This window comes from Flavobacterium sp. XS2P24, from assembly GCF_030010285.1.
Classification (GTDB): domain Bacteria; phylum Bacteroidota; class Bacteroidia; order Flavobacteriales; family Flavobacteriaceae; genus Flavobacterium; species Flavobacterium algoritolerans.
Genome location: NZ_JASCRU010000002.1, coordinates 233,545 through 245,750, shown reverse-complemented (window position 1 = coordinate 245,750; position 12,206 = coordinate 233,545). Strand labels below are relative to the sequence as shown.

Annotated in this window: 12 protein-coding genes; 7 read left to right on the top strand and 5 right to left on the bottom strand. The window is 34.7% G+C overall.

Going from position 1 to position 12,206, the window contains the following annotated elements; genetic code table 11:
• Positions 1-153: 153 nt before the first annotated feature.
• From miaB to groL, 7 genes are all read left to right on the top strand, one after another.
• Positions 154-1,599: a tRNA (N6-isopentenyl adenosine(37)-C2)-methylthiotransferase MiaB gene (gene miaB, locus QLS31_RS02910; protein ID WP_282742449.1), complete on the top strand. Its 1,446-nt coding sequence runs from the start codon at positions 154-156 to the stop codon at positions 1,597-1,599.
• An 81-nt stretch (positions 1,600-1,680) separates the two neighbouring features.
• Positions 1,681-2,937, top strand: a complete 1,257-nt coding sequence (locus tag QLS31_RS02905; protein ID WP_099714467.1) for a sigma 54-interacting transcriptional regulator — start codon at positions 1,681-1,683, stop codon at positions 2,935-2,937.
• A gap of 99 nt (positions 2,938-3,036) precedes the next feature.
• Positions 3,037-3,540 (top strand): LptE family protein, encoded by a 504-nt coding sequence (locus QLS31_RS02900; protein WP_099714466.1) that lies wholly within the window; start codon positions 3,037-3,039, stop codon positions 3,538-3,540.
• A gap of 80 nt (positions 3,541-3,620) precedes the next feature.
• The gene (locus tag QLS31_RS02895; protein ID WP_282742447.1) at positions 3,621-4,472 is read left to right on the top strand and encodes a tetratricopeptide repeat protein; all 852 of its coding nucleotides are present in this window, start codon (positions 3,621-3,623) and stop codon (positions 4,470-4,472) included.
• Between the two features lie 3 nt (positions 4,473-4,475).
• On the top strand, positions 4,476-4,820 hold the full coding sequence (secG, locus tag QLS31_RS02890) for a preprotein translocase subunit SecG (RefSeq protein ID WP_282742446.1): 345 nt from the start codon (positions 4,476-4,478) through the stop codon (positions 4,818-4,820).
• 139 nt (positions 4,821-4,959) lie between these two features.
• Positions 4,960-5,235 (top strand): co-chaperone GroES, encoded by a 276-nt coding sequence (locus QLS31_RS02885; protein ID WP_007137725.1) that lies wholly within the window; start codon positions 4,960-4,962, stop codon positions 5,233-5,235.
• A gap of 39 nt (positions 5,236-5,274) precedes the next feature.
• Positions 5,275-6,903 (top strand): chaperonin GroEL, encoded by a 1,629-nt coding sequence (gene groL, locus QLS31_RS02880; protein WP_099714464.1) that lies wholly within the window; start codon positions 5,275-5,277, stop codon positions 6,901-6,903.
• A gap of 76 nt (positions 6,904-6,979) precedes the next feature.
• Here the strand turns inward: groL and QLS31_RS02875 are convergent, their stop codons facing one another.
• From QLS31_RS02875 to QLS31_RS02855, 5 genes are all read right to left on the bottom strand, one after another.
• A complete protein-coding gene (locus QLS31_RS02875) occupies positions 6,980-7,660 on the bottom strand; it encodes a VTT domain-containing protein (protein ID WP_099714462.1) in 681 nt (226 codons plus the stop codon).
• Between the two features lie 273 nt (positions 7,661-7,933).
• Positions 7,934-8,275 carry a cation transporter gene (locus tag QLS31_RS02870; protein ID WP_099714461.1) on the bottom strand — a complete coding sequence of 114 codons (342 nt, stop codon included), beginning with the start codon at positions 8,273-8,275 and terminating at the stop codon, positions 7,934-7,936.
• A gap of 18 nt (positions 8,276-8,293) precedes the next feature.
• Positions 8,294-10,306 carry a TonB-dependent receptor gene (locus QLS31_RS02865; protein ID WP_282742444.1) on the bottom strand — a complete coding sequence of 671 codons (2,013 nt, stop codon included), beginning with the start codon at positions 10,304-10,306 and terminating at the stop codon, positions 8,294-8,296.
• A 71-nt stretch (positions 10,307-10,377) separates the two neighbouring features.
• Positions 10,378-10,779 (bottom strand): hypothetical protein, encoded by a 402-nt coding sequence (locus tag QLS31_RS02860; protein WP_282742443.1) that lies wholly within the window; start codon positions 10,777-10,779, stop codon positions 10,378-10,380.
• A gap of 51 nt (positions 10,780-10,830) precedes the next feature.
• Positions 10,831-12,186, bottom strand: coding sequence for an MBL fold metallo-hydrolase (locus tag QLS31_RS02855; RefSeq protein WP_282742441.1), 1,356 nt, complete (start codon positions 12,184-12,186; stop codon positions 10,831-10,833).
• Between the last annotated feature and the right edge of the window lie 20 nt (positions 12,187-12,206).

The following is a 12,206-nucleotide window of genomic DNA, read 5'->3' as shown; positions in this document are numbered from 1 at the left end:
TCGGGATTGTAACAGAAAGCGGGACACGAGCAAAGCGAACTGACGAAGTAAATACCTCCCCAGAAAAAATGCCTTAAAATAGTGTTAATTCTTAATCTGACATCTTGTCATATTTATTTGAATTGCGTTATCTTTGTGCTTTGAAAATACATGATGGAAAAGATTATTGAAGAAAGTAAGCAAGGCGAAAGTCTTGTTCTGGAGAATAAACCTGAGAATACAAAAAAACTATTTATAGAAAGTTACGGTTGTGCGATGAATTTTTCGGACAGTGAAATTGTAGCTTCTATTCTATCCGGAAACGGATACAATACAACGCAAGTTCTGGAAGAAGCCGATTTGGTTTTAGTCAATACCTGTTCTATTCGGGACAAAGCGGAGCAAACTATTCGCAAACGTTTGGAAAAATATAATGCTGTAAAACGTATTAATCCAAAAATGAAAGTGGGCGTTTTAGGCTGTATGGCGGAACGATTGAAAAGTCAATTCCTTGAAGAAGAAAAAATCGTTGATCTTGTTGTGGGTCCTGATGCCTATAAAGATTTGCCGAACCTTTTACTGGAAGTAGAAGAAGGTCGTGATGCGATTAACGTGATTTTGTCGAAAGACGAAACCTATGGTGATATTTCTCCGGTTCGATTGATGAGTAACGGAATTACCGCTTTGGTTTCAATTACTCGTGGTTGTGATAATATGTGTACGTTTTGCGTGGTGCCTTTTACCCGTGGACGTGAGCGCAGTCGTGAGCCTCAAAGTATCATGAAGGAAATTCAAGATTTGTGGGACAAAGGGTTTAAAGAAATTACACTTTTGGGACAAAATGTAGATAGTTTCCTTTGGTATGGTGGCGGATTGAAGAAAGATTTTGAAAATGCTACCGAAATGCAAAAAGCTACGGCAGTTGATTTTGACCAATTACTGGAAATGGTAGCTATTGGTTTCCCTAAAATGAGAATCCGATTTTCGACCTCTAATCCACAAGATATGCACGAAAGTGTTTTGCACGTTATTGCAAAACATCCTAATATTTGCAAACACATTCACTTGCCGGTGCAGTCCGGAAGCAATAGAATTTTGAAAGAAATGAACCGTTTGCACACGCGTGAAGAATACATGACTTTGATTGACAAAATTAGAACTATTATCCCAAACAGTTCGATTTCACAGGATATGATTGCTGGCTTCCCTACAGAAACCGAAGAAGATCATCAAGACACTTTGAGTTTGATGGAATATGTAAAATATAATTTTGGTTATATGTATTCGTATTCCGAACGTCCGGGAACTTTGGCAGGAAGAAAAATGGAAGATGATGTAACCGAAGAAACGAAAGCAAGAAGATTACAGGAAATTGTCGATTTACAACAAAAACACGCTTGGTTCCGCTCTGAGGAATTCATTGGACAAACGGTAGAAGTTTTAGTTGAGAAAGTTTCAAAAAAATCGACAGAAGAATTTTCAGGAAGAAATTCACAAAGTATTACCGTTGTTTTTCCGAAAGAAAATTACAAGATTGGGGATTTTGTGAATGTGAGAATTACTTCTTGTACCAGCGGAACTTTGAAAGGAGAAGCAGTTGGTTTGAGTGAGATGAATTAAGAAAAGTTTAAAATTTAAGGTTTAAAGTTGTCTCAATAACTTGAAACTTTAAACAAATAGAACTTTAAACAAAAATAAAATATGGAATCAGTTCAAGCTATAAAACAACGATTTGAGATTATCGGGAATGACCCGAAGCTCAACCGTGCGATAGAAAAAGCCATTCAGGTAGCTCCAACTGATATTACCGTTTTAGTAGCGGGAGAAAGCGGTGTGGGAAAAGAGAATATTCCTAGAATTATTCATTCGCTTTCGCACAGAAAACACGGAAAATACATTGCCGTAAACTGTGGAGCCATTCCTGAAGGAACGATTGACAGTGAACTTTTCGGACATGAAAAAGGCGCTTTTACCGGCGCAACCAATACACGTGAAGGTTATTTTGAAGTAGCTGACGGCGGAACTATTTTCTTGGACGAAGTAGGTGAACTGCCTTTAACTACTCAAGTGCGTTTGTTACGTGTTCTTGAAAATGGCGAATTTATAAAAGTAGGTTCTTCCCAGGTTCAAAAAACTGATGTACGAATTGTAGCCGCTACCAATGTCAATTTATTTGATGCTATCGAAAAAGGGAAATTCCGTGAGGATTTATATTATCGTCTAAGTACGGTGGATATTACTTTGCCCCCTTTACGCGATCGAAAAGATGACATTCATTTGTTATTCAGAAAATTCGTTGCTGACTTTGCCCATAAATATAAAATGCCGCCTTTAAAACTGGACGAAAACGCTATCCAATTATTGCAGAAGTTTCGTTGGAGCGGTAATATTCGTCAATTGCGAAATGTAGCCGAACAAATCTCTGTTTTGGAAACGAATCGTGATATTTCAGCCGTGACTTTACAATCATATCTACCGGTTCTGGGAAACAATTTACCATCTGTCATAAAGGATAAGAAAAGCGAAAGTGATTTTAGTACCGAAAGAGAAATTTTGTACAAAGTACTTTTTGATATGAAAAGTGATTTGAACGATTTGAAAAAATTAACTTTGGAATTGATTCAAAACGGTGTGTCTAAAGTTCAGGAAACCAATCAGCATTTGATAAAAAAAATATATGGTTCGAAAGAAAATGACAGTGAAATAGATTTTGAAGAAGAACCAAGATCAGCCTTAATCACTACTCAAAACAATGAAGAGCTGTATCAGGAACATGATGATAATTATCTTTTTGCAGAAACAATCGAAGAAGAAGAAACGTTGCGTTTAGAGCAAAAAGAAATCGAAATGATTAAAAAATCATTAGAAAAAAACAAAGGAAAACGAAAAGCTGCCGCAGACGAATTGGGCATTTCTGAAAGGACTTTATATAGAAAAATTAAACAATTTGACTTGTAGTTTTTACCACAAAAGCACTAAGACACAAATGATTTAATTCAAAAAGAATATCTTTGACCCGAGCGTTAGAAACCGGCGAAGCAAATTTTAAAATAGAAAATGAAATATATAAAACTTATTCTGCTTTCAATAATTATAGTAAGCATCAACAGTTGCTCGGTTTATAACTTTACCGGAACTGGTAAAATTGATGCCGAAACATTTCAAGTTGGCTTTTTTCAGAATAACGCTGAATTAATTGAACCTGGTATTGACAGAACATTTACATTAGAACTTCAAGATTTAATCCAGAATCAAACCAATTTAAACTTGGTCAAAAGTAGTGCTGATTTGACTTACGAAGGAGAAATTGTAGATTACAGAATAAGTCCAATGACTGCTACTGCAGATCAGCGAGCAGCTCAGAACCGATTAACAATTCGAGTGAATGTTCGTTTTACTAATAAGAAAAAAGAAACAGATGATTTTGAAAAACCATTCACTTTTTTCTACGATTATCCTGCGGAACAACAATTGACAGGAGCAACTTTGAACAGTGCTTTAAAGGAAATTTTTGAAAGAATTACACAAGACATCTTTAATGAGTCACTTGCAAAATGGTAAATGGGTTTAAATTCGATAATTTGTTGATTCGGTTAACCGAGGAACAAACAAACGAATAACCAAATAAACGAATACCCTTTATGAACGTAACCGATTATACTTATTTGATTAATAAACCTGATGCTATCCATGAAAAGCAAACGGAAGCTTTGGAAAAAGTACTCGTTGAGTTTCCTTATTTTCAAAGTGCCAGAGCAATTCAATTAAAAGGTCTTTACAATCAAAACAGTTTTAAATACAATACTGCTTTAAAAGTTACTGCAGCACATTCAACTGACCGATCTATTTTATTTGACTTCATTACTTCGGATACGTTCACTTCGATTCAAAAAGGTCTTTACGATAAAAAAGCACTAGAAATTCTTGATATAAATGTGGTCGACAGTGAAACCATTGTTACTGAAGAAAAAACGGAATCTAAAATAAATTCTTTAGAAAGATCCATACTCACATCAATAAAAGAAGCTTCTGCTGTCGATGTTGATGATGCTTCAAAAACTACCGAAGAGAAACTGGCAATTGGAAAACCTTTAGATTTCTCTAAAAGTGAGCAACATTCCTTTCAAGAATGGCTTCAACTTTCCCGCACTGAACCTATCCAAAGAGAGAAAGAAAGTGCTATTAATTTACCACTTCCTGTAATAGATGAAGATAAAAGAAAGAAATTAGAATTAATCGATAAGTTTATTGAAGCCAGTCCAAAGATTTCTCCGGTAAAACATGGAGTTGCTTCGACCGTTACTTTTGACTTAAATGCAGCAGATAATTCTTTCTTGATGACAGAGACTTTGGCCAGAGTGTATTTAGAACAAAAAAAATATCAAAAAGCGATTCAAGCTTATGAAATATTAATTTTGAAATATCCAGAAAAAAGTAGTTTCTTTGCAGACCGCATATCGGATATTAAGATTTTACAACATAATAATAATTAAACAATGAGCACATTTTCAATTTTTTTAGTTTTAATAACTATAGTTTGTTTTCTATTAATCGTAGTTATCATGGTTCAAAACCCTAAAGGTGGAGGATTATCATCTACAATAGGTGGTTCTCAAATGTTAGGTGGAGTACAAAAAACAACTGATTTTTTAGACAAAAGCACTTGGACATTAGCAACTATACTAATTGCACTTATACTACTTTCTAGCTTAAGCTTTACAGGAACATTAAGTGATACTGATTCTAAAATCATCGAAAACACAGGAAGTACAGCGCCAGCTACAAACACGCCAGCTGCTCCTGCTCAAAACACTCCTGCTGCAACAAATCCAGCAGAATAAATTATTACAACATATTCTAAATGCCAGCCTGTCAAAGCTGGCATTTTTTATAAGAAATTATGTCAGTTTCATTAGGATGGCACAATTTCTGAAATCTCCATAACCGTAATAAAAATAAATAATATAAAAATATACAATCATGGCTTTAAACATTAAACCCCTTTCAGACAGAGTTCTTATCGAACCCGTTGCAGCTGAAACAAAAACTGCTTCAGGAATTTTTATTCCAGATACAGCAAAAGAAAAACCACAAAAAGGAACTGTTGTTGCTGTTGGAAACGGAACAAAAGAACACACAATGACTGTAAAAATTGGTGATTCTGTGCTTTACGGAAAATACGCTGGTACGGAATTAAAACTGGAAGGAAAAGATTATTTGATCATGCGTGAAGACGATATTTTAGCAATAATATAATCGAATTAACAAATAAACGAATTAACAAATAAAATTAAAATGGCAAAAGATATAAAATTTGATATTGAAGCACGTGACGGTTTAAAACGTGGTGTTGATGCATTGGCAAATGCAGTAAAAGTAACGCTAGGACCAAAAGGTCGTAATGTAATTATTGGAAAAGCTTTTGGTGGACCAAACGTTACTAAAGATGGTGTTACCGTTGCAAAAGAAATTGAATTAAAAGATCCATTGGAAAACATGGGTGCTCAAATGGTAAAAGAAGTAGCGTCAAAAACTAATGATTTAGCCGGAGACGGAACTACAACTGCAACTGTTTTGGCACAAGCTATCGTAAAAGAAGGTTTGAAAAACGTTGCTGCAGGTGCAAATCCAATGGATTTGAAACGCGGTATTGACAAAGCGGTTGAGGCTATTGTAGCTGACTTAGCGAAACAAGCAAAAGTAGTAGGAAGTGATTCTGAAAAAATCAAACAAATTGCTTCAATTTCTGCTAACAATGACGAAGTAATTGGTGAGTTAATCGCTACTGCTTTCGCAAAAGTTGGAAAAGAAGGTGTTATCACTGTTGAAGAGGCAAAAGGAACTGATACTTATGTTGATGTTGTTGAAGGAATGCAATTTGACAGAGGATATCTTTCTCCTTATTTTGTGACTAATTCAGAAAAAATGGAAGTAGAATTGGAAAATCCTTACATCCTTTTGTATGACAAAAAAGTTTCTTCTTTAAAAGAATTATTACCAGTTTTGGAACCAGTTGCTCAATCTGGAAAACCATTATTGATTATTGCTGAAGATGTTGATGGTGAAGCATTATCTACATTGGTAGTAAATAAATTACGTGGAGCCTTGAAAATCGCTGCTGTAAAAGCACCTGGCTTTGGTGACAGAAGAAAAGCAATGCTTGAAGATATTGCTATCTTAACCGGAGGAACAGTAATTTCAGAAGAAAGAGGATACACTTTAGAAAACACAACTATCGAAATGTTAGGAACTGCTAAAAAAGTGACTATCGATAAAGACAATACAACGATTGTAAGTGGTGCTGGTGAAGCTGACATTATCAAGAATCGTGTCAACCAAATCAAAGGTCAAATGGAAGCTACAACTTCTGATTATGACAAAGAAAAATTGCAGGAACGTTTGGCTAAATTAGCTGGTGGAGTTGCTGTACTTTATGTTGGTGCTGCTTCTGAAGTAGAAATGAAAGAGAAAAAAGACAGAGTTGATGACGCACTTCACGCAACTCGTGCAGCTGTTGAAGAAGGAATTGTTGCCGGTGGTGGTGTTGCTTTATTGAGAGCTAAAAATGCATTAAGCACTCTAAAAGCTGACAACGCTGATGAAGCAACAGGAATTCAAATTGTATCTCGTGCTGTAGAGTCTCCTTTGAGAACTATCGTTGAAAACGCAGGTCTTGAAGGTTCAGTTGTTGTTGCAAAAGTTGCTGAAGGAAAAGGTGATTTTGGATACAACGCAAAAACGGATGAATATGTTGACATGCTTAAAGCAGGTATTATTGATCCTAAAAAAGTAACTCGTGTAGCGTTAGAAAACGCAGCTTCGGTTGCCGGAATGATATTGACTACTGAATGTGCTTTGATTGATATTAGAGAAGATAATGGCGGTGGAAACCCAATGGGTGGAGGTATGCCAGGAATGATGTAATACCGTCAATCCCTTATAAATAAAAACCGTCTCGATAAAAATTGAGACGGTTTTTTTTATGATAAAAAATTATTAATTATTCTTGAGTTTTTGACTTTCTGCTGAACTTATAAATTACCGGTAAAACAGTAATCCCAACTAAAGCTATAACAATTATTTCGATGTGTTCTTTCAAATCAATCTGATAATTTTCAAGTAGAAAACCATATAAATAATGTCCTGCGAAAATCAATGTGAATGACCAAATGAAAGAACTTAAAATGTTATAAAACATAAATTTCTTTTTGTCCATAGAAACAATTCCAGCTACTATTGGCGCAAAAGTTCTAAAAATTGGAAGGAATCGAGCAAAAATAATTGCTTTACCTCCGTATTTCTCAAAGAAATCTTTTGATTGAACCAAATATTTTTTCTTAAACCAAAAACTATCTTCCTTATTGTACAAATAATAACCGCTTTTTGAACCAAACCAATATCCAACAACATTACCCAATATCCCTGCTAAAGCAACAAGTGTTGATAAGAGAACGACATTCGCAAAATCATTTTCAATGAATAAAATGTTTTCTATTAAATCACGGCTGTAAATCCCTGCTAAAAACAACAAACTATCTCCTGGTAAAAAGAACCCCGCAAAAAGACCTGTTTCTGCAAAAACAATAAATAAAACTATATAAATACCCAATTTAATTCCATTAACATCAAAATGAATATAAAAAAGCGGGTCAATCAAATTCTTCCAATCAAAATCGTTCATTCTACGGTGTTTTATGCTAAAATTATTCGTGCGTGAAAGTACGGATAATATATCTTAACCACAATTTATGCTGCTATTTTAAAGTTTTATTAACTATTTAAATTAGCCGAATTAACTCTCCATTGCCAACAATCAAATATTGTTTTTTTTATTCGGGATTCTAGCGCTTTAAAAACATGGCTTTTTATAGTTAACCACCATAATTTCATTCAAAAAAACATTCAAAATATGGCATTAAAAAAACCAAAGCTTTCACTTTGGTTTTCTTTAAAATTATTTTCGCTCATATTGGCAACAAGTATGAAGCTTTTCATAATCTTCCTTTAATGCCTTGACTTCATCTGTATCGTGACCAACTTTTGCAATCGCTTTTTGAATCGTAAGAACATCTGTTTTCTGTTCGTTTGCAATCAAATATAAAGTGCCACAATCCATATGCCAATCGGCAGATTTCACTCCCGAGACACTTAATGCCGCTTTTTCAATTCTCTTTTTACACATTTCACAATTCCCGCTCACATGAAATTCAACTTTAGCATTTTTATTTTTCACTTCTTGAGCCTGAACTGTAAATCCAACAAATGTCAGTAACAGTACTACAATTATATTTTTCATAATTTAATTTTTTTAAGACTATTTAATTTTAAAACGTAAACCCGCATAATACATTTGTCCAAAAACTGGACCATAAACTATTGATGCATCAAAAGTAGGACCAAATGGATTTTCATTACCCAGAATAACATTATCCTGTTTGTAATTTCCAATATTTTCTCCACCAATATAGATTTCAAAAGTAGAAGAAAAAGTCCGTGTAACTTGTATATTCATCACAGAAAATGATGGCGAAAATTCTGGTAGCCTTTCTTCTTCAGGATTTGTTGATGTATTGGGCAATTGTTGTTTGCCAAGCCAGTTAAAAGTATAATCAAACTTCCATTGTTTTCCTTTATCCAAAATATGGGTTTCATATCCTAAATTTCCAAAGAAACGATGTTTTGCCTGCAATGGCCTTTGATACGTTCCTGACAAATAATCTGATTGAATATCATAGTACTTGTAGGCTGTTCGCAAATTAAAATGTTTGGCTAATTCATAATTAAACTCTACTTGCAAACTATTGGCATACGATTTCCCAATTAAGTTGTAAAACAATACCTGTTGCGGACTTTGTAATACATCAACAACTGCCTGGTTTTGAAAATCGGTTCTGTAGAAATCAAACCCAACATCAGCATTCTTACCAAAAAGTAAAAAACCCTGCATAAAACTCAGCCCATAATTCCATGCAATTTCAGGATTCAAACCGTATATTTTTCCATTGGTATCTAAAAAATCAAAGGTTCTTGAACTTGCCAAAAGCTGTTGATTTTCGGCAAAAACATTAGCGCTTCGTTTCCCTCTTCCTGCTGAAAATCGCAAAACACCTTTCTCCCAAGGATTGTATCGCACATGCAATCTTGGCGTAGCAAAAGTCCCCAAACGATTATGATTGTCTATTCTACCGCCAAGAACTACGCTAAAATCATCTGTGTTATCGTAGGTATATTCGAAAAAAGCGCCAACCGAATTATCAATCCTACTGTAATCATTTGCATTGACAAACTCACCGTATTTATCATAGGTAAAGTTCAGACCCGTTGAAAATTTATGTTTCGTGTTATTGATAATCGAATTAAAAATCAGGTTCGAATAATAACTTTTTTGTTTAATATTATATTGATTTAACCCAAAATAAGAATTTTGATCATGACTGTTAAAAGCATTTTGAAAACCAATACTCTGATACGGCATATCCGGAAAAACATACCCTAATTTAGTGGAAACATCAAACCGTTCCGTATTGATTTCGGAGCCCCAATAATTCGTTGTCCCCTTATCTCTATCAGGGTCAAAATTTAATTCTCCTGTTTGTTTTTGATCATTCATATAACGGAAGTTGATCAAACTTACCCATCCTTTTTCGGCATTGGTATATTGCCAACGGTTCAAAACATTGATTTGTTTTGCCAATGGATTGTCCAGAAAACCATCGTCATTCATATCGTTTTTTGAAACCCTCGTGTTTCCGTGAACAAACAAGCTGCTACTCCATTTCTCAGAAATTTTCTTGTTGAAATGCGTGTTTAATTCGAATCGGGAATCTGTTGAACCATACGCATTAAGAAAAAATGGAATATCGCTTATGGGCTTTATCAATTCGGTATTAATTTGTCCCGAAATACTTTCGAATCCATTAACTACACTTCCCGCTCCTTTGGTGATTTGAATACTTTCGACCCAAGTTCCCGGAGTGAATGACAATCCGTAAGCTTGAGAAGCACCACGCACCGAAGGAATGTTTTCCTCTGTAATCATCAAATAAGGACTCGTTAATCCCAGCATTTTTATTTGTTTCGTTCCCGTCAAAGCATCCGAAAAATTAACGTCGATTGAAGGATTGGTTTCAAAACTTTCTGCCAAATTACAACAAGCAGCTTTGAGTAGCTCTTTGCTTGTCAGCACTGTAGTATTAGCCGTTAAGCTATATGATTTTTTTAAACTTTTACTGTTGCCTTTTACTTTTATCTCCTGCAAAGTATCTTGCGAATAAGAATTAAAAGCACAAAAGAAGAACAATAAAAGTATTGAAATTTGTTTTTGCATGATTGATTTTTAATGTTTGAAAAATGTAAAATCACAAAGGTGTGATTCAAGTTTTTATAGAAACATTAAAATTACGCGTAGAAAATATATTGGTGGTATAATTTAAAAAAAGGAGGCGCATTTGCATCGCAGCAATACGAAAGAGATGGACTGTTTTTAAAATTTGAAACAAATGAAAACACAGAAGGATTCCATTCATTCATTTGAAATATAAAACCGGGATGAAAAGAGACTGTTTTTTGAATTAAATCATCTGTTTTCTTTTGAAATTTAACCTCTTTATCTTTGCAACAATGTGATTCTTTTTCAATAACCCCACAACAATCCTTTTCTAATTTTTGATCCTGAACAGGCGTTTTAAGAGTTACCGAAGTAATCTCACTTCCACAATAACGAACATTAAATGCTAATCCCATATTGGAAACCAATACGAAAAAAGCCAAAAGTAAACTTATATGTTTGTTAAATTTCACCTTGCAAAATTAGTGATTTTATCACATCAAAAAATTAAATTCCTAAAGAATTTACAACTCAAATTCTTGTCCCATTAAAGGAATTTTACAGTCAAAACCATATTTTTCATGAATTTTTATACGAAGCTCATCCATAGGCTCATTTTCTCCATGCACAAGAAAAACTCGTGTAGGCTTATTTTCCAATTCTGACAACCAGTTAAGCAAATCTTTTTGATCTCCATGTGCTGACAAACCTTGTATTTCCAGAATATTAGCTTTTACAGGATAATAGCGACCATGAATTTTAATTTCTTTTGCTCCTTCCAGTAATTTTCTTCCGCGGGTTCCTTCGGCTTGATATCCCACAATAATTACGGTAGTTTCCGGAAGACCAATATAATGTTCGAGATAACCCAGTACTCTTCCTCCAGTTACCATTCCGCTGGCAGCAATAACCACTTTAGGCTGTTCATCAAAAATAACTTGCATGGTTTCTTGATAATCAGAAACCAATGAAAACATTTTACTCATTTCGGCACATTCTTCCAGCGATAGCTTGTGCCATTTTTTATTATTCGAAAAAATATTCAGTGCATTAATCCCCATTGGAGTGTCAATAATATAAGGGATATTAGGGATTTTATCCTCCTCTCTGAGTTGCCACAATAAGTACATGATGGTCTGGGCACGCTCTACGGCAAAACTCGGAATAATGATGGTTCCGCCTTTCTCAACGGTATTATTTATATAAGTTTCCAATTCTAATTTAGTATCTGTTTGAGGATGCAGTCGATTGCCATAGGTACTTTCGAGAAAAACATAATCGGCTTTTTTAGGTTTGGTTGGCGGATACATCAATACATCATTATCGCGACCAATGTCTCCGGAAAAAACCAACGTTTTATTTTCAAGTGTCAACGCAATGCTGCAAGCTCCTAAAATATGGCCGGCATTTGTATAAACAGCTTCAATTTGGGCATCCAAAGGAATGGGTTCATTGGTTTTAATTACTCTAAAAAACGGAAAAACTTTTTCAGCCTGTTCTACCGTATAAAGTGGTTCGGCAATTTCATGTTTGGAATATTTCCCTTCATTAGCATTTTTGGCTTCTTCTTCCTGAATTTTCGCACTATCCAGCAGGATGAGTTTAGTAATGTCTTTTGTGGGACTCGTGCAATAAATTTTGCCTTCAAAACCTTGATTTACCAATCTTGGCAACCAACCGCAATGATCTAAATGGCCGTGAGTAAGCAAAACAAAATCTATCGTGGCTGGTAAAATAGGTAAAGGTTCCCAATTGAGTTCCCGTAAAGGCTTGATGCCCTGAAACAATCCACAGTCTATCAAAATCCGAATCCCATTACTTTCAATTAATGTTTTTGAACCGGTTACTGTGCCTGCTCCACCAATAAATTTAACTTTCATATGATTTGAATTTAAAATTA